The organism is Bradyrhizobium sp. (assembly GCF_036009065.1).
Lineage (GTDB): Bacteria > Pseudomonadota > Alphaproteobacteria > Rhizobiales > Xanthobacteraceae > Bradyrhizobium.
In genome coordinates this window covers 1-24,225 of record NZ_DASYMN010000450.1, presented here as the reverse complement: position 1 = coordinate 24,225, position 24,225 = coordinate 1, and the positions used below count along the sequence as shown (strand labels likewise).

Here is a 24,225-nt window from a genome sequence, read left to right as displayed (position 1 = left end):
CGCGTCATCGGGCCCGCGACACGGCCGACGTAAGGCGGATCGACCGGAACGCGGCCGAGGCTCGGCTTCAGCGCCACCACACCGCACCAGCACGCCGGAAGCCGCACCGAGCCGCCGATGTCGGTGCCGAGATGCAGCGGGCCGTAACCGGCGGCACCGGCGGCTCCCGCGCCGGCGCTGGAGCCGCCGGGATTTCTCGAAAGATCCCAGGGATTGCGGGTGAGGGGGTGGAAGCTGGAGAGTCCTGAGGACAGCATGCCGTAATCCGGCATGGTGGTCTTTGAGAAAATCACCGCCCCCGCTTCGCGCAACCGCGCCGCCGGCGGTGCGTCGGCAGCGGCAGCAACGAGCTTTGTCGTCGCGGCACCAAGCGGCACCGGAACGCCTTGAGTGGCGATATTCTCCTTGATCGTGGTGGGCACGCCATCGAGCGGACCGACCGGCTCGTCCTTGTGCCAGCGCGCGGTTGAAGCCTTTGCAGAGGCGCGGGCGCCATCCGGATCGAACGCATATAGCGCCTTGATATGCGGCTCCCATACCGCGATATGCGCGAACACGTCCTCCAGCACTTCGGTTGGCGAAAATTGCCTAGCGCGAAAGCCGGCGATGAGGTCGACAGCGCTGAGATCGTGCAGCGATGTCACCGTTTCCTTAAGGGCTGCTTTATGCATGGGCGGCAACCGGAAGGCGGGTTTCGACGATGCGCGCAAACATGCTGGCGCCGATCGGCAAAATCTTGTCGTCGAGGATGTAGCCGGGATTGTGCAAGGGCACCGAGCCTTCGTGGCCCAGCCAGAAATAGGCGCCGGGCACGGCATGCAGCATGTCGGCGAAATCCTCGCTGCCCATCTTCGGCGCCGATCGGGTAATGACTTTCGCCGGATCGACGACGGTACGCGCGACCTCGGCGATGACTTTCGAATGCTCCTCGCTGTTGACGAGAACGCTGAAGATGTTGCGGATATCGACTGCTATCTCGACCTGGAAGGCGCTTGCGATGCCCGCACAGATCGTGCGCATGCGCTCACGGATCAGCGCGCGCACGCCATCGTCGAAGGCGCGGACCGTGCCGCAGAGTTTTGCTTCGCCGGGAATGACGTTGTAGGCGGAGCCCGCGTGAATCTGCGTGATCGACAGCACCGCCGACTTCAGCGGATTGACGTTGCGGCTGACGATGCTTTGCAAGGCCTGTGCCACCGTCATGGCGACAATAACCGGGTCTTTGGCATTTTCGGGTGTCGCGCCATGCGCGCCGTAGCCAGTGATGACAATGTCGAAGAAATCGGCGCCGGCCATCGCCGGCCCCGGAAGAATGGCAAGCTCGCCGTGATCGAGATCGGGCGCGTTGTGCAGTCCATAAATCTCGTCGCACGGAAATTTCTCGAACAGCCCGTCCTTGATCATGGCGCGCGCGCCGCCGAGACCTTCTTCCGCCGGCTGGAAGATGAAATGCACGGTGCCGTCGAAGTTTTTGGTCTCGGCGAGATAGCGCGCGGTGCCGAGCAGCATGGTGGTATGGCCGTCGTGACCGCAGCCGTGAAAGCGGCCGGGAATCGTCGAGCGCCATTTCAGATTGGTGTTTTCCTCCATCGGCAGCGCGTCCATGTCGGCGCGCAGGCCGATGCGTTTGCCGCTTGAACCATTACCCTTGAGCACGCCGACCACGCCGGTGCCGCCGAGGCCGCGATGCACCTCGATGCCCCATTGCGTCAGTCTGTCGGCGACGATGCCGGATGTCCGCACTTCCTCGAAGCCGATTTCCGGATGCGCGTGCAAGTCGCGCCTGATTGCGGTGAGTTCGTCGACAAAGCCTTCGATGCGGTCGATGTTGGGCATTTTTGTTATCCGATGGCAGGAGAGATGGAAGGTGGTTTCGGTGCTGGCGTAAACGGGATTCCGTTCGGCTTGAGACGGAGGCCGGGGCGCAGCCGCGTCCATGGCAATGTCGAGGTGTCGGCAGGCATTGCGCCTGGCGCTGCGCAGATGATGATCTTTTCCGCGATCGGTTCGAAGTCGGCGCGGAAATGCACCGAACTCTTGTTGACCAGGATCGATTGCTCTGATGGTTCGATGCCGACGAAGCGGAACATCGCCCGATCTGCGAGTTGCGCCTTGCGCGATCCGACCACGACCCTGACGCCGCCGATGCGCAGGCAGGCGGAAGGGCCGAGGTTCATCATGCTGCCGCCGAAGTAGGGACCGGGCGCTGCGAATTTTCCGTCGGACAATTTCTCGACGACAAAATTGTGCTCGAACGGCGCGTCGCCGGGAATTCCCGACTTGCCGCCGAGCCCGAGCCTCACAATCGCGCCCGGTCCCGCCGCATGTGCGACCCTGGCCGATTCCGGATCGACGATGACGCCGATCGCCGCGTTCGTCGCGCCATTGCGGACCAGCGCGCGCAACATGCCGGTGGTGTCGGAGTCGCCGCCGGCGCCGGGATTGTCCTGGGTGTCGGCAATGACGATCGGCTTGCCGGCACGTTGTGCGGCCTCCATCGCAAACCGCACCCCATCATCGGGCGTGAAGATGCGGCCGTCGAAATCGCTTTCATGGCTGGCTATCAGCGCGGCGATCTGGTCCGCGGCCGCATCCGCGTCGGCCTGGGTCCGGCCATAGGCGAACACGCTCGCGCCGCAGTCGGGGAAATCGGCCGCCGGAAAGCCCGGCGCGAACGACAGCGTCGGCACCGCGTCGCTCTCAAGTGAGGCGAGTTTTGCGTAAATGCTCTTGCACGGCTCGTCGTTGGTACATTGCCAGCTGATCGGAATCAGAAAAGGGATTTGCCGGAACGCCTTCGCGAAACGATGTTTTGAGCGCAGCAGCAGCGCAAGATGTCGTGCGGTAGCGCGGCCAGTATCGGCCATGTCGATGTGCGGGTAGCTGCGATAGGCGATCAGCGCATCCGATTGTTCGACCATTTGTGGCGTCACATTGGCGTGCAGATCGAGGCTGACCACGAGCGGCAAATCCCTGCCGATCACGTCGCGCACGCGTGCGATGATTTCACCCTCGCCATCGTCGATATGCTCGGCGACCATGGCGCCATGCAGATCGAGATAAACCGCGTCGATCGCACCCGCCGTCCTGACGCCATCGACGATCGCTTTTGCGACGCGCTCATAGGCGTCTCTCGTCACATGCGCCGACGGGCTCGCGGCGCACCAGATCGTCGGCATAAGCTCCCAGCCCATCGCTTCCGCGGCCGGGATGAAGCCGGCGATGCCGACATTGATGTCGCGCATCTTCTCGAGCAGTTTTGCGCCCTCGCGCATCGGCGGCCACCCGCCGCCATGAAGGAAAGCGTCATAGACCGCCTTGGTGGGCGCGAAGGTGTTGGTCTCGTGCAGGAAACCGCCGACGGCGATGCGTGTCATGAAGGGTGTCTCAAATTTCGTGCAAGGATGCAGCCTTATAGTTCGTCATGCCCCGGCTCGTCCCGGGCATCCACGTCTTTCTTTCCTTGCTCACACCAAAGACGTGGATGGCCGGGACATATGCGCGAAGACGCGCTTCGCGCTTTAGCCCGGCCATGACGGCGAATGTTCGACCGGCCGAAAGTTGGCAAAATCCCACTCCCGTCCGGGGGCTGCGTCAAGCAGCGTGCGGGTATAGGCAACTTGCGGATTTGTGAGGACTTGCGCCGCCGGGCCCTGCTCGACGATGCGGCCATGCTGCATCACGGCGACATCGTCGCATATTTGCGCCGCAACGCGCAAATCGTGGGTGATGAATAACAGGGCGATGCCGAGCCGCTTCTGGATGTCGTCGAGCAGTTCCAGCACCTGCGCCTGTACCGAGACATCCAGCGCGGAGACGGCTTCATCCGCGACCAGCACGTCGGGATCGAGCGCCAGCGCGCGCGCTATCGCGATGCGCTGGCGTTGGCCGCCGGAGAATTGATGCGGATAGCGTGAGATCGCGTCAACCGGCAGGTCGACCAGTTCGAGCAGCTCGGCGGCTTTTGCCAGCGCTTGCTTGTGCGGCATGCCGTAATTGATCGGCCCCTCGGCGATGGTTTCGCCCACCGTGATGCGCGGGTTGAGCGAGCGATAGGGGTCCTGGAAGATGATCTGGATACGTTTGCGATGCGGCTGCAGCAGGCCGCGGGACAAATCGGAGATTTCGCGCCCGGCGAGGCGAATGCCGCCGGAGGTAGGGTCGATCAACCGGACGATGCAGCGCGCCACCGTCGATTTGCCGGAGCCGCTTTCGCCAACGATGCCCAGCGTGCGTCCTTTGCGCAGCGTCAGCGTCACGTCCTGCGCGGCGGCGACTTCGCGGGTTTTGCCGAAGAACGAGCGCTCGCGATAGATCTTGCCGAGGTCGTTGGTCTCCAGCACCACCGGTTCGGAGGATTCCTCGCGCGGCGCGCGGGGAATCAGGCTCGGCACCGCCGACAAGAGGTTGCGGGTGTATTCCATGGTCGGCGTGCGCAGGATGGCGTCGAGCGTTCCCGTCTCGACCAGCCGGCCATCGCGCATCACCGCGACGCGATCGGCGATTTCGGCGACCACGCCCATGTCGTGGGTGATGAAGAGTACGGCGGTGCCGTGATCCCGCTGCAGGTCGCGGATCAGGGTCAGAATCTGCTTTTGCGTGGTAACGTCGAGCGCGGTGGTCGGCTCATCCGCGATCAAAAGCTTCGGCTCCAGCACCAGCGCCATCGCGATCATGATGCGCTGGCGCTGGCCGCCCGACAACCGGTGCGGATAGGACGCGAAAATGCGTTTTACGTCGGGCAGGCGCACCTGTTCCATCATTGCGAGGATGCGCTGGCGCCGCGCGCGGGCGTCGAGGTCGGTGTGGACCCGCAGCACTTCGTCGATCTGCTTGCCGACCGGCACCACCGGGTTGAGCGCGGTCATCGGCTCCTGAAAAATCATTGCCATTCGGGTGGCGCGCAATTGCCGCAAGCGCCGGTCGCTGGCGGCGAGGATTTCCTCGCCGACCAGTTTGATGCTGCCGCCGGAAGGCACCAGCGAACCCTTTTGCAGCAAGCCCATCACGGTCAGCGCGGTGACCGACTTGCCGGAACCGCTTTCGCCGACCAGGCACAGTGTCTCACGCTCGCGTACTTGCAGGGAGACGCCGTCGATGATGCGCGCGTTGCGCGGGTTCTTGCCGAGCCCGACGATAAGGTTGTCGATGTCGAGGACGATCGCGGCCATCTCAAGCCCCGTGTCCCGGGCGCGGTGCGGCATTCTTCATGCCGCTCCGCAGAACCGGGATCGTAACAAACGCCGTGCTTCGTAACGGCCCCGGCTCGGCAGCGCACCACGCCGCGAAGAGCGGCGTGGTGCGCTGCGTCCGGGGCACGGAGAGGATTGTGCTTCTCATTTCCCGCCCTCGCGCCGTTTCATGCGGGGATCGAGCGCGTCGCGGGCGGCGTCGCCGATCAGATTGACGGAAAGGATCGCGATCGACAGCAGCAGTCCCGGCCAGAAGATCAGCGACGGTTTGATCTGAAAATAGGCACGGCCCTCGGCCATGATGTTGCCCCAGGTCGGCGTCTCCGGGCTGATGCCGGCGCCGAGGAACGACAGGATCGCCTCGGTAAGCACCGCCGAGGCGCAGACATAGGTACCCTGCACGATCAGCGGCGCGACCGTGTTCGGCATCAGATGCCGCAGCATGATTTTCGGCAAGCTGGAGCCGACCGAAATCGCAGCCTCCACATAAGGCTCCTCGCGCGCGGACAGCACCACCGAGCGCACCAGCCGCGCCACGCGTGGAATTTCCGGAATGGTGATGGCGACCAGAACCGTCATCAGGCTCGCGCCGGACAGCGACACCACGGCGATGGCGAGCAGGATGCTCGGGATCGCCATCAGCCCGTCCATCACCCGCATCATGACCGCATCGACCCATCTGAAAAAGCCGGAGATGAGCCCGATGATGAGGCCGATGGCGATGCTGACGACGGCCGCACCCAATCCGATCAGCAGCGAGATGCGGCCGCCGTAGAGAATGCGCGCGAGCACGTCGCGGCCATAGGCATCGGTGCCGAGCAGGTGCTCGGCGCTGGCGGGCTTCAATCGCAGCGCGGGCGCGAGCAGCTGCGGATCGTGCGGCGTAAGCCACGGCGCAAAAATGGCGGAGGCGATCACCAGCGCAAGGCAGATCGTGGCGGCGGCGATGATCGGCGTCGAGGTCAGGAATCCGAGACCTGGCCGAAATGGCGTGGTGATGGGGATTGAGGGCTCTGGGAGGGTTTCGATCGCCATCAGTATCTGATCCTGGGATCGAGCAGGGTGTAGGCGACGTCGATCAGGAGATTAACGGTGACGTAGATGCCCGATGTCAGCAGGATCATCGCCTGAATGACGGGATAGTCGCGCGCGAGCACGGCGTCGACGGTGAGGCGGCCGACGCCGGGCAGGTTGAACACGCTCTCGGTGACCACCACGCCGGAGATCAGGAGCGCAAAACCGGTGCCGATCACGGTGATGACCGGCACCGCGGCGTTGCGCAGCGCGTGGCGCAGCAGCACGCCGCTCTCGGAAATACCCTTGGCGCGCGCGGTGCGCACGTAATCCTCGCCGAGCACGTCGAGCATCGAGGCGCGGGTCATGCGCGCGATCAACGCGATATAGATGAACGACAGCGTGCAGGTCGGCAGGATGAGTCGCTCGAAGTACGGACCGAAGCCATTATGGATGCTGCGATAGCCTTGCACCGGCAGCCAGCGCAGGTCGATGGCGAACACCTGGATCAGCACATAGCCGATCACGAACACCGGCACCGAGAAGCCGACCACCGACAGCCCCATCACGAAGCGGTCGATCCAGGTGCCGTGCTTCCACGCGGCGATGACGCCGAGGGGCACCGCGACCACGATGGCGAGGACGATGGTCGACACCGCGATCGAGATCGACGGCTCGACGCGCTGGCTGATCATCTTCAGCACCGGCACGTTCGAAATCAGCGACACGCCGAGGTCGCCGTGCAGCAGCTTGCCGATCCAGGTGAAGAATTGCGTGTAGAGCGGCTCGTTGAGCCCCAGCGAAGTGCGGATGCGCTCCAGCTGTTCGGGCGAGGCGTTATCGCCGGCAAGAATCGCGGCGGGGTCGCCCGGCGTCAGCCGCAGCAGCAGGAACACGAACAGCGCCACCACGCCCATCACGGGGATGGCGGCGAGCACGCGGCGGATGAGGTAGCCTAGCACTTTCGTCGTCCCCGCGAAGGCGGGGACCGATAACCCCTGGCCTTCGTTGTTAAAGCAGGTCTCCACCCACGTGCTATAACGACAAGACACGGCGTATGGATCCCCGCCTTCGCGGGGACGACGGGAAGAGAGCTGCAAAAATCAATCATCACACTACTTTCGCAGATCGTTGCCCCAACGCAAGTTTAGCAATTGGCGTGCCACGGCCTCTTATTACTCCAGCGTCGCCAGCAATCCGGCCATCAGGCGGCCGCGCTCGGCGAGGCTGTCGACTTCGATATGCTCGTTCAGGGTGTGGGCATCGGCGCCGCGCACGCCCAGTCCGTCGAGCGTCGGGATTCCCATCGCGCCGGTGAAATTGCCGTCGGAGCCGCCGCCGGCGCTGCCGTGGGGGAGATCGACGCCCATCTGCTTCGCAACGCTGCGCGCCTTTTCATACAGCGCCATGGTGCCTGCGTCCGGCTCCCACACCGGCCGGGTCACGCCGCGCGTCACCTTGAACGTGACGTCGTTCGATGTGCCGGATAGCGCCAGCATCCGTTCGACGCCGCGGTCGAGATCGGCCTGCCGCTTGGCCATGCTCAGCGCTTCGCCGGTGCATGTCGTCGCAACGCAATTGACCCATTGTCCGCCGTGCACGATGCCGACGCTGAAAGTGCAATCCTCCGTGGTCATGCCGTCGATGGCGATGATCTGCCGCGCCATCTCGCGGATCGCGGAACGGCCGGAGGAGAGCGTGGCGCCGGCGTGGCTCGGCTGGCCGATGGCCTCCAGATTGAACCGTGCGATCGCGTAACGCCCGGTGACAACGCCGTTGTTGGCGCGGCCCGGTTCCGGCACCAGCACGTATTTGTTGCGGGCGGCCTCGGCCTCGATGAGGTCGCGCACGGAGGGCGTGCCGACTTCCTCGTCCGGCGTGAACAGCACGGTGACCGGCAGCGGCGTGGTGAACGACGCGCGCGCGAGTTGCCGGATCGCCTCGAGCGAAAGATAGCTGCCGCCCTTCATATCGAAGATGCCGGGGCCGAAACACTTGTTGCCGTCGCGGCGGAACGGCAGTTTTTCCAGCGTGCCGACCGGATGCACGGTGTCGAAATGTCCCGCGATCAGGATTCCCGGCTCGCCTTGTTTGGGATGCGGGAAGCGGGCACGGACGCAGCCGGCAAAGCCCTGCCGTCCCGCGATGCGCTCGATGGAGGCGCCCATGATCGCCATGTCTCGCGCGGCGATGTCGAGCATGCGCTCCACCGCAGCAGCGTCCCAGGTCGGGCTTTCGCACTCGACCCAGGTCTGCAAGCCCTGCAGCATGGCCTCGGAATCGAACGGAAGATTGGCGGGGTTCATCTGGCGTCTCTCGTGGCTGACCGGTCCTTTGTAAGGTGAAAACCGGCACCTGCGCCAGCGCCGATACGCCGCGCGGGAACGCGATTGACGCATGGCACGCTTGGTGCAAGTCTCAAAGCCTTAAGAAGAACCATGGCGTTATGCGGCCGCAATCAGCGCGGCCTGCATAATGAATCATCGGCCTTTGACCAGTTTCAAGCCAGGAGAGATCGAATGTTCCTTCAACCGCGTCGGCTGCGTTCTACGTTTGCGTCGATATTCACCCTGCCGGCGCTCGTGCTCTCGGCGTTTTTGGCAACTCCGGCGTTAGCGGCCACCAAGACGCTCACCGCGGTGATGCATTCGGACCTCCGTACGATCGACCCGGGCTTCACAACGGCTTATATCACGCGCGATCATGGCTACATGGTCTACGACACGCTGCTGGCGACCGATTCCAGTTTCAAGGTCCAGCCGCAGATGGCGGACTGGAAGGTTTCCGACGACAAGCTGACCTACACCTTCACGCTGCGCGACGGCCTTAAGTGGCATGACGGCGCGCCGGTGACGGCGGAAGATTGCGTGGCCTCGTTGAAACGCTGGGGCCGCGTCGACAATATGGGCCAGAAGCTGATGGACTTTACCGCCGGCATCGAGGCTCCCGACGCCAAGACCATCACGCTGAAGCTGAAAGAGCCCTACGGCCTGGTTCTGGAGTCGATCGGCAAACCGTCCTCCTACGTGCCGTTCATGATGCCGAAGCGGATGGCCGAAACGCCGGCGGGCCAGCAGATCAAGGAGCAGATCGGCTCCGGCCCGTTCAAATTCGTAGCCGCCGAATTCCAGCCCGGCGTGAAGGCGGTCTATGAAAAGAACAAGGATTATGTGCCGCGCAAGGAGCCGGCAAGCTGGACCTCCGGGGCTAAGGTGGTGAAAGTCGACCGCGTCGAATGGATCACCATGGCGGACGCGCAGACCGCGGTGAACGCACTGCAGTCCGGCGATATCGATTTCATAGAGAACCCGTCGTTCGATCTGTTGCCGCTGCTTGCGGCGAACAAGGACATGAAGGTCGAAACGCTGAACAAGCTCGGCTTCCAGACCCTGGGCCGGATGAATTTTCTCTATCCGCCGTTCGACAACGTCAAGGTTCGTCGCGCCGCCTTCCTGGCGATGAACCAGAAGGACGTGCTGGATGCGCTGGTCGGCAATCCCGAATACTACAAGATCTGCGGCGCGTTTTTCGTCTGCGGCACGCCGCTGGCAACCGAAGAAGGCGCCGACACGCTGGTCAAAGGCAACGGAATGGCGGCGGCGAAGAAAGCGCTCGCCGAATCCGGCTATGACGGCACGCCGATCGTGATCATGGCGCCCGGCGATGTCGTGACCTTGAAGGCGCAGCCGGTGGTCGCCGCGCAGCTGTTGCGCGAAGCCGGCTTCAAGGTGGATCTGCAAGCCACCGACTGGCAGACCGTGGTGGCCCGCCGCGCCAGCCAGAAGCCGCCGAAGGAGGGCGGCTGGAACATGTTCTTCACCAACTGGGTCGGCGCCGATGTGGTCAACCCGATCGCCAATTCCTCGATCGGCGGCCGGGGCAAGAATGGCGGATGGTTCGGCTGGGCGGAGAACACCAAGATCGAACAGCTGAAAGACGCCTTCGCGCGTTCGGGCTCGCCGGAGGAACAGAAGAAGCTCGCCGCCGAGATCCAGAAGGAAGCCTACGATCAGGTGATCTACATCCCGCTCGGGCAATATCTGGCGCCCAGCGTGTGGCGGAAGTCGCTGACCGGCGTGCTCGACGGCCCGGCAACGCCGGTGTTCTGGAATATCGAGAAGAAGGAGTGAGGGGACTACACCGGATAAGCCGCGAGGTGCCGTAACAGCAGTTCGTTGACGCGATCGGGCGTCTGGTCGGATGCAAAATGGCCGACGCCCGGCAGCACTTCGAACCGATAGGGCGCTGAAACAAAATCCTTGGTTGCTTCGGCGGCGATCCGCCCGACGGTGTCGTCGGCGTCGCCCCAGATGTAGAGCGTCGGGACGCGGATCACGCCGAGCGGCCCGCGGATCGCGCCGCGCGCGCGATACCACGCGAGGGCAGCTTCCATCGCGGGCTTGTTGCCGAGGACGCCAAGATGCTCCGTGATCGCGGCAGCGGGAACGCCGGCCGCCGCCAGGCGCTCGCGCAGCCATTTGGAATGGTCGGCCAGCACCACATCGGCGGCATCGGGCTCGAGAAACGCCTTGTGATGCCGCGAGCGATGCGCCTGCTCGCCGTCGGGCAGTTGCAGAGCGCGGTTGAAGGCGTTCGGATGCGGCCGCGACAGCACGGTGAGCGACGCCAGCCGCTGCGGGAAGCGATCCGCGAGCGACCAGGCAATGCTGCCGCCCCAGTCGTGGCCGACGAGATGGAAGCGGCGGTCGGCATAGCCGCAGGCGGCGACGATCGCCATCGCGTCGTCCATCAAGCGGTCGATGTGATAGTTCGCGGTGTCGTTCGGGTCGGGACGCGCGCGGGGCGAATAGCCGCGCTGGCTCGGCGCAATCGCGCGGTAGCCCGCGGCGGCGAGGGCAGTCACCTGCGCGCGCCAGCAGTGCATGGATTCGGCAAAGCCGTGCAGCAGCAGCACGAACGGGGCGTCCGGCGCGCCGGCGAGGAGGACGTCGAACGTCAGACCCGGCGCGATGGTGATTTGTTCGAGCTTGGTCATGGACAAAATCCGACGGACCCCGGTCGGCCAGCGCCAGAAAACCGGTTTCCACCGTCCCTTAAAACACGCTAAGCATCCCGGACCAACGCGGACGTGGCGGAACTGGTAGACGCAAGGGACTTAAAATCCCTCGATGGCAACGTCGTGTGGGTTCGAGTCCCACCGCCCGCACCAGAAGAATTGGGTCAACCAAGACATTCTGTCTCGCCACTTAAACGCACCGGTTTGAGCTATCCAAATATACAACCAAATGCTAGTGTCGCATTTGGCCGTTTGACGTCACGGAAGTCAAACCCATGCGGATTTACATCACATCCATTCTCGTTGCGCTCCTCGCATGCCTTGCATCGGGCACCAAGGCAGCGCAGCCGGTTCAGCTGGATCCCGATGAAATCGTACTTGTTTCGTACGAAAAGATATATTTCTTCCTGTCGTTCCGCGATGGGACCAGAAAGAAATCACGCACCGATTCGACGGTCGTATTTTTCAAATCAAGAGATGGATACGCGGTAGACTTCAACACCTGCCAGTTTCGTCTGCTTCCGCTCAAAAAGCGGGCATTCGATCATCGGGGGAAGTCCTATTCCGGAATAGAATTCAAATTGGCTGATCCTGTTCCTTCGAAGAGCGATACGGATCCTGGCTATTGCACGGTGATATCCAAGGGGGGCATATTTCTCGGGGAAAATGAAGGAGCTACTTTTTTCATATACGACAACCTCTTTAACTATGTGCAAGGGGGTGTAAAGGAGGAATCGATTCAGCTGTATGACATACTGTGGCCGATGCGCGCATCCGAGGCATACTCACCAGCAGGCCGAACGAAGTGGCAATCACAGCAAAGCATCGCAAGCATACCGGAATGGCTCAAACCAGCGATCGCCCTCGGTGTGGCGATCATTGTACAGCAACTTTTCTGCGGCAATTTCGACTATAAGTCTTGCATGCCCCCCCTCCGATGAAAGCCTAGCGCCCCAACTTCAATTGCCATGCAGCCTTGCCAGCCTCAATCCGGTCACGCCTCGGTGTTTTACGCAGCTTCAATGTTGTTCCTGTACCAGCGAACCATGACCGATCGCTCTCACCCCGTCCGGCCGGCGCCGCGCACCGCCTCCACAGCGGCGCTGCTGTTGCTCGCCTCCGGGCTTTGCGCCAGCCTCGCCGGCTGCGCCAGTGTCGGCGACAGCATGGCGTCGAGCGCGTTCGTCGACCCTGCGCGATACGATCAGTACGACTGCAAGCAACTGGAGAACGAGCGCAAGACCATCGCCTTCCGCACCGCGGAGTTGCAGGGGCTGATGGCGAAGGCCGAGACCGGAACGGGCGGGGTGGTGATCGCCGAACTGGCCTACCGCAACGATTACATTTCCACCCGCGGGCAGGCGAGGCTTGCCGACGAGGTCTGGCAGCGTAACAAATGCGTCGCCACACTGCCGGCCTCGGCGGCCCCGGTCGCGCCTGCGCCCGCGGCGCCGGCGCCTGGCAAGGGCCATGGCTCGGCCAGGTCGGGCAGCGCCATCTATTGATGTGGAACCCGGGCCTGCCCGCAGGATCGCAGCCCTACGCCCGCCAGTCGTAGATCCAGTCCTGCCGCGCCAGCATGCGCTGCGGGCCGATGGCCCTGATGAAAAGATCGCGGGCCAGCGCCGCCGCGCCGCTCAGATGGTAGATCCTGCCATTTTGCCGCGCAGTGCGCTGCACCCGGGCCACCCGCGCGCGGCGCAAACCGGCATAGCGTTGCAGCGCCGGCGCAATCCCCGCCGCGCTGTCGCCGGCGCCGCCGAGACATTTCGCCAGCACCGCGGCGTCCTCAATGGCCATGCCCGCGCCCTGGGCGGCGAACGGCAGCATCGCGTGCGCGGCGTCGCCGAGCAGCGTCACGGCGCCGCTGCTCCAGTGGCCGCCCGCGACGGTAAACAGCGCCCACTTTCGCCAGTCATCGACGGCCCCGATCATCAAGCGCGCCGGCCCCGGCCAATGCCGCGGCGCGAAGGCGTTTCTGATCTCCATCGCATCGCCGGGGGCGCTCCAGCCCGGCCTGTTCCATGTCCCCGGCACGATCGCGACGACATTGATCTGGCGCCCGCCGGAAATCGGATAGGCGACCAGATGCGCGTGCGATCCCATCCACAGCTGCACGCGCCTGGCCGCATATTCGGGCGGCAATCGCGTGGCCTCGATGGTGCCGCGCCAGGCGATCAGCCTTGCGAATTGCGGCTGCATCTGCGGAAACAATTGATGCCGCACCGCGGACCAGACGCCGTCGGCGCCGACCAGCGCCAGCGCCGCTTCCTGCCGGCGTGTCGTCCCGCTGCGCTGGCCCACGCTGAGACCCCCGGCGTGGGGGGCGGCGTCTTCGAACTGGCAGCCGAGCCGCAGCTCGATATCGGGATGGCCGTCGACCTTCGCCTGCAGCGCCGATTGCAGGTCGGCGCGATGCACCACCCAGTAGGGCGCGCCGGCGCGAAAGCTTGCGGCCTCGCCGAGCGGCAGGCACGCGATTTCCCCGCCGCTGCGTGCGCTGAAGATGCTGATGGCCTCCGGCGTGACCGCGCGCGCGTCCAGGCGATCCCGCAGCCCGAGTTCGATCAGGATGCGGCTGGCATTGGGGGAGAGTTGCAGGCCGGCGCCGGCTTCCTCGAGCCGCTCGGCCTTCTCCAGCACGACGACGCGGAATCCTTTTGCCGCGAGCGCCAACGCCGCCGTCAGTCCCCCGATACCGGCACCAGCGACGACGATGGTGCGTGACGCGGCCAAGGGCTTGTCAGGCGACTTTGTCCTTCAGCACGCATTCCGGCGGCCGAGCTTCGCCGGCGGCCAGATCGGCGGCATGGCGATACAGCGTCGAGCAATAGGGACAGATGATCTCGTTGTCGTTGCCGAGATCGAGGAAGACGTGGGGGTGATCGAACGGCGGATTGGCGCCGACGCACATGAATTCGTGCGAGCCGATCTCGATGACGGCCACGCCTGCATCATTGTGAAAGTGCGGAACGACCTGGTCGGCCATGATGTTCACCTGCCATGCTCATGCAAATTCGACACAATCTTGGCGCCTGAGAGAAGCCCTTCTTTCGTCGGGGCAGTTGTGTCGTAAACACGGCATATTATCTTAGGAAAGCGGAAACGAAGGGTTTTTCAAGATGCGGTTGCGGATCGGCTCGGCAATTGTCGGCATGGCGGGATGCGCGCTGGCGTGCGCATTGCTGTGGCCACATGCCCGGGACGCCGGCGCCATCCTGGCCGCGCAGGACGATCCCGCCGCGCTCTCCGACCTCCGGCTCAATTCTGCGCTGCGGAACAGTCCTGAACTCATCGCGCAAAACATCGAAGCGGCGCTGGCGGCCGGCGACGCCGACCTGGCGAACAGTTTTGTCGAACTCGCCGCGGCGAAAAACATCCCGCTGGCAGACGATCTGTCCCGTCGGGTCGCCGACGCCGTCACCGAGCAAAATTCGGCGTCGCATTTCGCCAAACGTTTTGCCACCGGCCTCGTCACGGGCACCGCCGACGACGTCGCCAGCCTGTCGGGCACGGTGGCCGGCGACCTCATCGTGTTCGGCGATATCAGGGATGTGGTGCGTGAAGGCAAGCATCTCGCCATGGGCGAGGATACCGACCACCTGATACTCGGTCTTGCAACGGCAGGGCTTGCGGTGACGGCGGCAACCTATATTTCGCTCGGCGGCGCGGTGCCGGTGCGAGCGGGCCTGACGCTGGTGAAGGACGCCCGCAAGGTCGGGCGGCTCGGCGAGGGCCTGACGCGGTGGGCCGGCCGCTCTGCGCGCGAAATCGTCGATGCGCCGATGCTTCGGCAAGCGGTCGCGACCGGCTCGGTGATGCGGCCCGGCCAAACCATCAGCGCCATCAAGGCCGCCTTCCGCGCCGAAAAGGCCGGTGGGCTGGTGCGCCTCGCCAAGGATGTCGGCCGCCTCAGCGAGAAGGCGGGCACCAAGGGCGCGCTCGATACGCTGCGGATCGCCGAAGGCCCGAAGGACGTCGCCCGCGCAGCCAGGCTCGCCGAGTCCAAGGGCGGTCAGACCCGCGCGATCATGAAACTGCTCGGGCGCGGCGCATTGCTGCTCGCGGCCGGCGCGTTCAACCTGGCGCTGTGGATATTTTGGGCGCTGCTGGCGCTGTTGGGGTTTGTGGCCTCTATCAAGGCAACCACCGAGCGGCTGACGATGGCGTGGCTGTCGCGCAAGAAGGCGAGGCGGCTGCGCAAGCAGGTAGCGGCAATGGCTCAGCCGGCTCTGGCGGGCTTTACCGCACACGGCTAAGTTGAGCGCGCTTCCGCCGAGTTTTCATCCCCAAGCAAAAATGGAATTGACGATGCCGAGCTTTCACAACGGCGCTGTTGAAATTGCGTATCTCGACCAAGGCGAGGGCGATCCGATCATCCTCGTGCACGGCTTTGCGTCGAGCAAGAATGTCAACTGGGTGTATCCGGGCTGGGTGTCGGAGTTGAAGAAGAACGGCCGCCGCGTCGTTGCGATCGACCTTCGCGGCCACGGCGATTCCAGCAAGCTCTATGATCCCGGGGAATACAGCATCGAAATCCTGGCCGGCGACGTGATCGCGCTGCTGGATCATCTCAAGTTCGAGCGTGCCGACATGATGGGCTATTCGATGGGCGGGCGGACCACGGCCTATCTCGCGCGCTATCAACCGGCGCGGCTGCGCGCGGCGATTCTCGGCGGCATCGGCAGCGGCCTGATCAAGGGCGGCGGTCCCGGCGAAAATGTTGCCGAAGCGCTGGAGGCGCCGTCGCTGGATGACGTCACCGATCCGGTGGGACGCACCTTCCGCGCCTTCGCCGACCAGACCCGCTCCGACCGCCGCGCGCTCGCCGCCTGCCTGCGCGGCTCGCGGCGGCTGATGACGGAGCAGGAAGCCGCCGGCATCACGGTGCCGGTGCTGATCGCGGTCGGCACGAAGGATGAGATCGCGGGTTCGGCGGAGGCGCTCGGCAAAATCATTCCGGGGTCGCAGGTGCTCAACATTCCCAATCGCGATCACATGCGGGCGGTCGGCGACAAGGTCTACAAGGCCGGGGTGCTTGAGTTCTTGTCCCGTCGCCCGTGATTTGCCGCTCGCGGGCGGCTTGATTTGTGCAAATTCCCGACCACCTCTATCCGACGGCTTTCAACCGAAAGTGAAGTCCGTTTGGTTAAGAAGACGCGCGACCTCAATCGTTTAGCTTGAACTTGCCGGCTTAACCGGTACACGTTTTTGCCGGATGGACAGCGGGACAGCCGTCCGCCCGCCGTGCTAAGATGCCGGACGAGACACTTAAAATTTGCGAGAGCAGCGTCATGGCCATGCATCAGATCAATCCGCAAAACGCAAAACTGGCGGCGCTCGATCCGATCTGGGATCGCATCCGCACCGAGGCGGAAGACATCGTCCGCCGCGAGCCGGAACTGGCGTCCTTCATCTATTCGACCGTGCTGCATCACGAGCGCCTGGAAGACGCGGTGATCCACCGCATTGCCGAACGGCTCGATCATCAGGCGCTGTCGGGCGATCTGATCCGCCAGACCTATGACGAAGCGCTGCGCGACGAGCCCGACCTCGGCAACGCGTTCCGCGCCGACCTGGTCGCGGTGTACGACCGCGATCCGGCCACCTCGCGCTTCATCGATCCCTTGCTCTACTTCAAGGGTTTTCACGCCATCGAAACCCATCGGCTGGCGCACTGGCTGCACAACAAGGGCCGCAAGGATTTTGCCTATTACCTGCAGAGCCGCTCCTCGGCGGTGTTCCAGACCGACATCAATCCCAACGCCAGGATCGGCCGCGGCATTTTCCTCGATCACGCCACCGGACTTGTGGTCGGTGAGACCGCTGTCATCGACGATGACGTCTCGATCCTGCACGGCGTCACGCTCGGCGGCACCGGCAAGGAGAACGAGGACCGTCATCCGAAAATCCGCAGCGGCGTGATGATCGGCGCCGGCGCGAAGATTCTCGGCAACATCGAGGTCGGCCATTGCGCGCGGATCGCGGCGGGCTCCGTGGTGGTGAAGGCGGTGCCGCATAACGTCACCGTGGCCGGCGTTCCGGCCAGGATCGTCGGCGAGGCCGGCTGCGCCGAGCCGTCGCGCACCATGGATCAGATGATCAACGCGATGGGGCTTTGATTTTTTGACTGTTTGATGTGCGGGCGTAAATTCGTCATAACGGCCTTGGCCGCGGGTCTCAACTCGCAATAAAAGCTTTCCGCAAAACCTCAGTTGCATTGGAGACACCCGTGGACGTTCAGGAAGTCAGGAAACTCGACGCCTACCTCAAGCGCCTGTTCGGCAACCAGAAGATCCGGGTGGTGCCGCGGCCGAAAAAGGACGATTCGGCGGAGGTCTATATCGGCGAGGAATTCATCGGCGTGCTGTTCGTCGACGACGAGGACGACGACCGCTCGTTCCAGTTCCAGATGGCGATCCTCGAGGAGGATCTGGTCGATCAGGGCTGAGCCCGGCTCCCGGACGCGCTGCAGCGTTCTTCACGCTGCTGCGCAGAGCCGGGACCGTCGTAAACACTGAGCCTCGTTACGACCCCGGCTTAGCAGCGCACCACGCGGCGATAGTCGTGGCGCGCGCTGCGCACCCGGGGGCACGCAACCCGCGGCCGCATCGCCGACCAGATCCGCAAAGCCGGACCAATTCATAAACTCCCTTCATAGGTCCATGCCAATTCAGCCATCTAATCGCATGGCGAACCGCGGCATATAACAAGCCTCGTCAACGGCGATCGCTCGGATCGGCGCGGCACGCAACGCTATTTGCTTGATGACAAGGGATTTGGTCCGGTGAAAACCGGATGCGATCGATCATGAACCGGAATGACAATGCATGTAGCGCAGTTGGCCGCACGGCCGGCCAGCGCCTATCCACCGCGGCGCTAATGCCGATCATGGCCGTGATGTTCATTGCGGTTCCCGTCATCGGCCTGGCTATGCCGGTGCACTTGGACCTAGGTCTCAGCGACTTCGCCTCGGGACTTGCCTCCGGCAGCCAGTTTGCGGCTTCGTTCTTATCGCGAATGTGGGCCGGAGATTGGCTTCGGTTTATCTCGCGAGCTCGCTGGTCGTGCCTGCCAGCGCTCTCCCTGCGCCTGCTCACTGCGATTGCGCCCAGCCAAGGCGTTGCCCCTATTCGCGCCACCGACAGGAGATGACCCATGAAACTTCAGACCGCGGCCATCGCGTTGCTCTGGCTGATGACGGCGCCATCGGCTCGCGCAGAGCAGACTACGACGAACGGATCAAAGCCGATGCTGACCTATGAAGCTGTGCGGAAAGTTGCTCCGGCGCTGGAGGCTTACACGCAAAACCGTCTTCTCGGCGAGGTGTGGAAGCGCCCCGGCCTTGCGGCGCGCGACCGCAGCATCGTCACGCTGGCGGCCCTGATTGCGCGCAACCAGACCATTGAGCTGCCGTATCATCTTGATCTGGCGCTGGAGTACGGCGTCAAGCCGCGCGAGATCTCGGAACTCGTCACGCATCTGGCGTTCTACGCCGGCTGGGCCAATGCGATGTCGGCGGTCGCCGTCGCCAGGGATGTCTTTGCGGCACGCGGCATCGGCGCCGATCAGCTTCCCGCCGCCGCCGTCGCGCTGCTGCCGCTCGACGAAGCTGGTGAGGCGCAGCGCGCCACGCGCGTCGAGGAATTGTTCGGCGCGACCTTTCCGGGGGTCGTGCAGTACACCACCGATGTGCTGTTCCGTGATCTGTGGCTGCGTCCGGACCTTGCACCCAGGGATCGCAGTCTGGTCACCATCAGCGCGTTGATCGCCAATGGCCAGACGGCGCAGCTGACGCCGCACCTCAACAGGGCGATGGATAACGGGCTGACGCAGGCGGAAGCCGCGGAAGCCGTCACGCAGCTGGCCTTCTATGCCGGCTGGCCCAACGTGTTTTCGGCGATGCCCATCGCCAAGGATGTTTTCGCCAGGCGGCCCCGCTAGGAGCAGGATAACTTTAAGTCCGATCGCCACGAGGCTCAGACCACCTCTCCCCGCAGGGAGAGGTCGACGCGCATCGTCAGATGCGCGGCGGGTGAGGGGACTTTCTGTGAGTCAGTTGCGTGGAAGGACCCCTCACCCGAAGCCTGCGCTGCGCTCCGGCTTCGACCTCTCCCCTCCGGGGAGAGGTGAGAAGGAGCCGCCTCAAACTAAATTCATCACGCACTAACCGCACAGATCGAACGAGGAAGCCAGAGGACTGGTGGGCGGCGCCAAGCGCGGAACATACCAGGCCTCCAAGCACGGCGTGCTCGGGCTCACCAAAGCGCGGCGCTGGATTATGCCGCGAGGGGCATTCGCATCAATGCGGTATGCCCGGGCATCATACATACCTCGATGCTCAACAGCATGATGGCCACCCAGGCTGACGCCCTCAACGCGATGCTGAAAGACGTGCCTATCGGCCGCCTTGGCCGGCCCGAGGAGATTGCAAGCGCCGTGCTCTGGCTTTGCAGCTCCGCGGCAAGTTTCATGGTCGGGCATGCGCTCGCGGCCGATGGCGGGTATACGATACGCTGAAGCCGGCGTTCGCTTCATTTGTCCGGAGGCCGATATGGACATCAGGCAACTTGTTTTTCTGGGTGCGTCGGTGCTGGCGGCGCCCGCTCCCGGGCCGGCCATGGCCGATGACATGCTATACGTGCAGCAAGCCGAAATCGAGATCGACCCCGCACAGCTTGACGCCTATAGAGCCGCGGTGACCGAGCAGATCGAAACCGCTATTCGCGTCGAGCCAGGCGTGCTGGCGCTATACGCTGTTTCCGAGCAAGAAAATCCTGCGCGTGTAAAAGTGTTCGAGATCTATCGCGATACGGATGCCTACCGGTCGCATCTGGAAACCGCGCATTTCAAGAAATACAAGGCGACGGTGGAGAACATGGTCAGGTCACTCAAGCTGGTGCGGACCACGCCGATCATGCTCGGCACGAAGCCGAAGTGAGCGCGCGATACGCTACCTCGCTATTCAACTTCGGCACCTCAACGCCTCGACCAGCAATGCGAACGCCGCGGAGGGCTGGCGCCGGCTCGGGTAATAGAGGTGGTAGCCCGGATAGGGCGGGCACCAGTCCTCCAGCACCCGCCTGAGGCGGCCCTTGGCGATGTGCGGTTGCACCAGGCCCTCCGGCAGATAGGTCAGGCCGAGGCCTGCCAGCCCTGCATGGAGCATCTGGCTCGTGGTGTTGAACGACAGTTGGCCTTCGACCCGGACTTTGAGTTCGCGCGATCCCTTCTCGAACTCCCAGGCATAAAACCCACCATGGGTGGGCAGGCGCAGATTGATGCAGTTGTGCTCGACCAGCTCCTGCGGCTTGCTCGGCTCTCGCCGGTTGCGGAAATAGGACGGAGCGCTCACCACCGCCATGCGCGCATCGGGGCCGATGCGCACCGCGATCATGTCCTTGGCCACCTGCTCGCCGTCGCGCACCCCGGCATCGAAACGCTGAGCGACGATATCGGTCAGGCCATAGTCGTTGATGATCTCGACCTTGATGTCCGGATAATCGCGTAACAGTTTTGCGAGCTTCGGCAACAAGATCGCGTTGGTGGCGTATTCGGTGGCGGTGATGCGGATGGCGCCGGCGGGCTTGTCCCGAAGCTCGCTCAAGGCGGCAAGTTCGGCCTCGATCTCCTCCAGCCGCGGACCGACGTGAGCGAGCAGTCGCTCGCCCGCCGCCGTCGGCGAGACGCTGCGCGTGGTGCGCGTCAGGAGGCGGAGTTTTAAACGCGCCTCGAGCTCCTTGATGGTGTAGCTGAGCGCGGACTGCGAGACGCCGAGTTTTGCCGCCGCTTTGGTAAAGCTGTCCTCGCGGGCGACGATCAGGAAGGCTGCGAGGTCGTCGAGATTGCCGCGCTGCACTTATCGATTCCCCTTATAAGTCCATCCTAATTATAGCGGCTTGTCGCTGTTGCCGCACGCGTTAAATCTGGAACAGGAATTGGACGCAGATCAGCAGATCAGAACCCACAAAGCCAACGGAGTTCGACACATGAAGGGCGGTGCGACGGAAACGCAGCGCGTGGTTACGCGGAGGAGTCTGCTCGCAGGCGGCTTGGCCATGCTGGCATCGGCGCATCCGGGCTTTGCAGAGGCTGCGGCAGGAAGTGACTTAATCGCGAGAAGGAACGGAGCAATGGATATCAAACGCAACGGTTCACGACCTTCGGGCAAAGGCCCCGAAGCGTGGTTCACCGGCACCGTCCGTGTCGACCCGCTGTTTCAGGCCGGCGATCCGGCACGCGTCAGCGGCGGCCAGGTTACCTTCGAGCCCGGGGCCCGCACCATGTGGCACACCCATCCGCTCGGCCAGACGCTGATCGTCTCCTCCGGCCTTGGCTGGGTACAAAGCGAGGGCGGACCGGTCGAGGAAATCCGGCCCGGCGACGTGATCTGGTTTCCCCCCGGTGAGAAGCACTGGCACGGCGCGACAGCGACCACCGCGATGACGCATATCGCCGTTACGGAATCGCTTGACGGCAAGAACGTCGACTGGATGGAAAAGGTCAGCGACGCGCAATACCGCCGCTGAACGCCGAATACGGCGACAGCTCGTCGTTGCGAGGAGCCAACGGGTCCGGCCTGCCTTTGGCCGGCCCGATGATGAACTCCGCGACGAAGCAATCCATCTTTCTGCGCGCCTTCTGGATTGCTTGGCGGAGCCCGTCCTAGGGCGGCGCTTGGCGCCGACCGTCGGCTCGCAATGACGAGTGACGTTACCCCCCGGCCTGCGCAGTTGGGCCTTCAACGATGGGACAGAGCGGCCAGGCGCCTAGCTCGCCACGTTGGCCCCGCGCTCGATCGTGAACTCGACGTCGATCAGGCCGCGCGAATGATTCATGTCGGACTGCGACATCAACAGCGTGAGATCGCCGCCCTTCAGCGTGGCCAGCACTTCGGACAATCGCTCCGACAGCACCGGCGCTATGCCCTCGAACGGCTCGTCGAGCAGCAGGCATCTGGTGCCGATGCCGAGCGCGCGGCCGAGCGCGACCAGTTTTTGCTGGCCGCCGCTGAGCAGCAGCGCCTTGCGGTGGCGCATCTCGGCAAGTTCGCCGATCACCTGGTAGACGAAGTCCAGCCTCGCCCGGCGGTCGAGATGTTTTGCCACCCACAGCGGCAGCAGGATGTTCTCTTCCACCGTCAGCTGCGGCACCAGGCAGCGGTCCTCCGGCATGTAGCCGATGCCGAGGCTAGCGCGGGTGTGGCGCGGATGCGCGGCAAGATCGGCGCCATCGAAGCGGATCGCGCCTTGCGTGGGCTGAAGGTGCCCCATGATCGAGCGCATCAGGGTTGTCTTGCCGGCGCCGTTGCGGCCGACCAGGCTGACCATCGCGCCTCGCGCCACGTCGATCGAAAAGCCGCGCAGCGCCGGCATCGATTGAATCTCGACCACCAGATTGTCGATCGCAAGCAATGGCGCGGCGTTCATCGCCCGCCCCCGGTGACGTAACGGCGCACCTCCGGGTCGTTCAGCACGTCGTTCGGATCGCCGTCGGCAAGGATGCGGCCGCTATAAAACGCCACCACGCGGTCGGCGTAGCGGCTGACGATGTCCATGTCGTGCTCGACAAAGACGATGGTCGCGGCGTCCGGCGCCACCGCATGGATCACGCGGTCCATGACAGCGAACTTTTCCTCCGCGGAAACCCCCGAGGTCGGCTCGTCCAGCAGCAGCAGCTTTGGGCGGCGCACCAGCGCCATCGCGATATCGATCAGCTTGCGCACGCCGCCCGCCAGTTCCGAAACCGGCCGGTCGGCGAGATCGGCAAGTCCGAACCGCGCCAGCAACTCGATCGACGTGTCGCGTCGATCAGGCGCGTTCGCCGGCGCATGAAAGGAAAGCCCCTGGCTTCGCGCGCCGGAGAAGGCAACGCTGAGGTTCTCGCACGCCGTGAGTTCGATGAACAATTGCGGGATCTGGAACGACCTGGAAATGCCGAGCCGGGCCACGTCTCTCGGCGAGCGCCCTGCAAGGTCGAACCCGTCGAGCGCGATCGCGCCGCCGTCGGGTTTTGTATAGCCCGTCACCATGTTGACAAAGGTCGTCTTGCCCGCGCCATTGGCGCCGATCAGGCTCACCCTTTGCCCGGCCGCGATGTCGAGCGTCAAAGCGTCGGCGGCGACCACCGCGCCAAAGCGTTTTTCCAACCCGCGCACGGACAGCACCGCCTTCACGACACCGCTCCTTTTTCGCCCGCGAGTGGCGCGGGTGCGACGGGATTTTTCTTGTGATGCCGGTCCTTGATCCAGAGCGAACCGATGCCACGCGGCAGGAACAGGATGACGCCGAGCAGGAAGATGCCGAGCACCAGCTGCCAGGTGTTGGGCAGGTACAGGTTCGAGAACGAGCGCACCAGTTCCAGCGCCACCGACGCCACGAACACGGCTGCTACGCTTTGGTAGCCGGCAAGCACCGCCACGAACACGAATTCGCCCGAAGTGGTCCAGTAGGCGAATTGCGGATCGATGTGGCGCTGCGCCATCAGCGCGAGCGCGCCGCTGGCGCCGGCGAAAATCGCCGCGATAACGAAATTGATGGTGACGATGCGGTTGGCGGAAAGGCCGAGATATTCGACCCGCAGGTTGTTTTCGCGCACCGCGAGGCTGGCAAGGCCAAGCTCGGAGCGGAACAGGATGGTGGCGGCGATGCCGGCAAGGCCGGTGGTGACCACCGACACCGCATACAGCATGAAATCCGCCTCGCGGGTATCGGCGAAGACCATCCCGAACAGGCTGGGACGGCCGACATTGAAACCGTCGGAGCCGCCGAGCGCGGTCGACTTGAGCAGCGCGCCATACAGCATCATCGACAGCGCCAGCGTCAGCATGCCGAAGAAAATGCCGCTGTAGCGCGCGATCAGCGGGCCGATCACCAGGCCGAGCAGGCCGCCGCAGACCGCGCCGATGATGACCTGCGCCACGGCGTCGGTGATGCCTGACGCGTTGGCGATCAGCGCCACGCCATAGCCGCCGGCGGCGAAGAACAGGCCTTGCCCGAACGA

The 24,225-nt window shown here is 64.0% G+C and carries 25 protein-coding genes and 1 tRNA gene; 12 read left to right on the top strand and 14 right to left on the bottom strand.

The window, feature by feature from the left end:
- The 7 genes from VGP39_RS26930 to VGP39_RS26900 form a co-directional block, all read right to left on the bottom strand.
- Positions 1–671 (bottom strand): amidase family protein (locus VGP39_RS26930; protein WP_327571137.1); only part of this gene is annotated, 671 nt, incomplete at its 3' end.
- A complete protein-coding gene (locus tag VGP39_RS26925) occupies positions 664–1,836 on the bottom strand; it encodes a M20 aminoacylase family protein (protein WP_327571136.1) in 1,173 nt (390 codons plus the stop codon). The genes VGP39_RS26930 and VGP39_RS26925, both read right to left, overlap by 8 nt.
- A 5-nt stretch (positions 1,837–1,841) precedes the next feature.
- Positions 1,842–3,377 carry a M81 family metallopeptidase gene (locus VGP39_RS26920; RefSeq protein WP_327571135.1) on the bottom strand — a complete coding sequence of 512 codons (1,536 nt, stop codon included), beginning with the start codon at positions 3,375–3,377 and terminating at the stop codon, positions 1,842–1,844.
- Positions 3,378–3,521: 144 nt separating this feature from the next.
- On the bottom strand, positions 3,522–5,171 hold the full coding sequence (locus tag VGP39_RS26915; RefSeq protein WP_327571134.1) for an ABC transporter ATP-binding protein: 1,650 nt from the start codon (positions 5,169–5,171) through the stop codon (positions 3,522–3,524).
- A 165-nt stretch (positions 5,172–5,336) separates the two neighbouring features.
- Positions 5,337–6,227: an ABC transporter permease gene (locus tag VGP39_RS26910; RefSeq protein ID WP_327571133.1), complete on the bottom strand. Its 891-nt coding sequence runs from the start codon at positions 6,225–6,227 to the stop codon at positions 5,337–5,339.
- A complete protein-coding gene (locus VGP39_RS26905; RefSeq protein WP_327571132.1) occupies positions 6,227–7,168 on the bottom strand; it encodes an ABC transporter permease in 942 nt (313 codons plus the stop codon). The genes VGP39_RS26910 and VGP39_RS26905 overlap by 1 nt, the downstream gene beginning before the upstream one ends.
- A gap of 213 nt (positions 7,169–7,381) precedes the next feature.
- Positions 7,382–8,512, bottom strand: a complete 1,131-nt coding sequence (locus VGP39_RS26900; protein WP_327571131.1) for a M20/M25/M40 family metallo-hydrolase — start codon at positions 8,510–8,512, stop codon at positions 7,382–7,384.
- A 213-nt stretch (positions 8,513–8,725) separates the two neighbouring features.
- Here VGP39_RS26900 and VGP39_RS26895 point away from each other — a divergent pair, with 213 nt between their 5' ends.
- Complete coding sequence (locus tag VGP39_RS26895) at positions 8,726–10,336, top strand: ABC transporter substrate-binding protein (RefSeq protein ID WP_327571130.1); 1,611 nt, start codon at positions 8,726–8,728, stop codon at positions 10,334–10,336.
- Positions 10,337–10,341: 5 nt separating this feature from the next.
- Here VGP39_RS26895 and VGP39_RS26890 read toward each other — a convergent pair whose 3' ends face one another.
- Positions 10,342–11,202, bottom strand: coding sequence for an alpha/beta hydrolase (locus tag VGP39_RS26890; RefSeq protein ID WP_327571129.1), 861 nt, complete (start codon positions 11,200–11,202; stop codon positions 10,342–10,344).
- Between the two features lie 87 nt (positions 11,203–11,289).
- Between VGP39_RS26890 and VGP39_RS26885 the strand changes: the two genes are divergently transcribed.
- From VGP39_RS26885 to VGP39_RS26875, 3 genes are all read left to right on the top strand, one after another.
- Positions 11,290–11,376: transfer RNA gene (locus VGP39_RS26885), tRNA-Leu, on the top strand.
- A gap of 122 nt (positions 11,377–11,498) precedes the next feature.
- Positions 11,499–12,164, top strand: a complete 666-nt coding sequence (locus VGP39_RS26880) for a hypothetical protein (RefSeq protein ID WP_327571128.1) — start codon at positions 11,499–11,501, stop codon at positions 12,162–12,164.
- 105 nt (positions 12,165–12,269) lie between these two features.
- Positions 12,270–12,728: a twin-arginine translocation pathway signal gene (locus tag VGP39_RS26875; RefSeq protein ID WP_327571127.1), complete on the top strand. Its 459-nt coding sequence runs from the start codon at positions 12,270–12,272 to the stop codon at positions 12,726–12,728.
- A gap of 34 nt (positions 12,729–12,762) precedes the next feature.
- Here VGP39_RS26875 and VGP39_RS26870 read toward each other — a convergent pair whose 3' ends face one another.
- On the bottom strand, positions 12,763–13,959 hold the full coding sequence (locus VGP39_RS26870; protein WP_327571126.1) for an FAD-dependent monooxygenase: 1,197 nt from the start codon (positions 13,957–13,959) through the stop codon (positions 12,763–12,765).
- Positions 13,960–13,966: 7 nt separating this feature from the next.
- Positions 13,967–14,212 carry a zinc-finger domain-containing protein gene (locus tag VGP39_RS26865; RefSeq protein ID WP_327571125.1) on the bottom strand — a complete coding sequence of 82 codons (246 nt, stop codon included), beginning with the start codon at positions 14,210–14,212 and terminating at the stop codon, positions 13,967–13,969.
- Positions 14,213–14,345: 133 nt separating this feature from the next.
- Here VGP39_RS26865 and VGP39_RS26860 point away from each other — a divergent pair, with 133 nt between their 5' ends.
- The 7 genes from VGP39_RS26860 to VGP39_RS26830 all read left to right on the top strand — a co-directional run bounded on the left by VGP39_RS26860 (position 14,346) and on the right by VGP39_RS26830 (position 20,164).
- A complete protein-coding gene (locus tag VGP39_RS26860) occupies positions 14,346–15,482 on the top strand; it encodes a hypothetical protein (protein WP_327571124.1) in 1,137 nt (378 codons plus the stop codon).
- A 52-nt stretch (positions 15,483–15,534) separates the two neighbouring features.
- A complete protein-coding gene (locus tag VGP39_RS26855) occupies positions 15,535–16,287 on the top strand; it encodes an alpha/beta hydrolase (RefSeq protein WP_327571123.1) in 753 nt (250 codons plus the stop codon).
- A gap of 230 nt (positions 16,288–16,517) precedes the next feature.
- Positions 16,518–17,345 carry a serine O-acetyltransferase gene (gene cysE / locus VGP39_RS26850; RefSeq protein ID WP_327571122.1) on the top strand — a complete coding sequence of 276 codons (828 nt, stop codon included), beginning with the start codon at positions 16,518–16,520 and terminating at the stop codon, positions 17,343–17,345.
- 110 nt (positions 17,346–17,455) lie between these two features.
- The gene (locus VGP39_RS26845) at positions 17,456–17,674 is read left to right on the top strand and encodes a DUF3126 family protein (protein ID WP_327571121.1); all 219 of its coding nucleotides are present in this window, start codon (positions 17,456–17,458) and stop codon (positions 17,672–17,674) included.
- 707 nt (positions 17,675–18,381) lie between these two features.
- Positions 18,382–19,167, top strand: a complete 786-nt coding sequence (locus VGP39_RS26840; protein WP_327571120.1) for a carboxymuconolactone decarboxylase family protein — start codon at positions 18,382–18,384, stop codon at positions 19,165–19,167.
- A 210-nt stretch (positions 19,168–19,377) separates the two neighbouring features.
- Positions 19,378–19,743: an SDR family oxidoreductase gene (locus VGP39_RS26835; RefSeq protein ID WP_327571138.1), complete on the top strand. Its 366-nt coding sequence runs from the start codon at positions 19,378–19,380 to the stop codon at positions 19,741–19,743.
- A 34-nt stretch (positions 19,744–19,777) separates the two neighbouring features.
- Positions 19,778–20,164, top strand: a complete 387-nt coding sequence (locus VGP39_RS26830) for a putative quinol monooxygenase (RefSeq protein ID WP_327571119.1) — start codon at positions 19,778–19,780, stop codon at positions 20,162–20,164.
- Between the two features lie 24 nt (positions 20,165–20,188).
- Here VGP39_RS26830 and VGP39_RS26825 read toward each other — a convergent pair whose 3' ends face one another.
- Positions 20,189–21,082 (bottom strand): LysR family transcriptional regulator, encoded by an 894-nt coding sequence (locus VGP39_RS26825; RefSeq protein ID WP_327571118.1) that lies wholly within the window; start codon positions 21,080–21,082, stop codon positions 20,189–20,191.
- Between the two features lie 274 nt (positions 21,083–21,356).
- Here VGP39_RS26825 and VGP39_RS26820 point away from each other — a divergent pair, with 274 nt between their 5' ends.
- Positions 21,357–21,752 carry a (R)-mandelonitrile lyase gene (locus VGP39_RS26820; RefSeq protein WP_327571117.1) on the top strand — a complete coding sequence of 132 codons (396 nt, stop codon included), beginning with the start codon at positions 21,357–21,359 and terminating at the stop codon, positions 21,750–21,752.
- 240 nt (positions 21,753–21,992) lie between these two features.
- Here the strand turns inward: VGP39_RS26820 and VGP39_RS26815 are convergent, their stop codons facing one another.
- The 3 genes from VGP39_RS26815 to VGP39_RS26805 form a co-directional block, all read right to left on the bottom strand.
- Positions 21,993–22,652, bottom strand: coding sequence for an ATP-binding cassette domain-containing protein (locus VGP39_RS26815; protein ID WP_327571116.1), 660 nt, complete (start codon positions 22,650–22,652; stop codon positions 21,993–21,995).
- Positions 22,649–23,398, bottom strand: a complete 750-nt coding sequence (locus tag VGP39_RS26810) for an ABC transporter ATP-binding protein (protein WP_327571115.1) — start codon at positions 23,396–23,398, stop codon at positions 22,649–22,651. The genes VGP39_RS26815 and VGP39_RS26810 overlap by 4 nt, the downstream gene beginning before the upstream one ends.
- On the bottom strand, positions 23,395–24,225 hold an 831-nt coding region (locus VGP39_RS26805; protein ID WP_327571114.1), incomplete at its 5' end, for a branched-chain amino acid ABC transporter permease. The genes VGP39_RS26805 and VGP39_RS26810, both read right to left, overlap by 4 nt.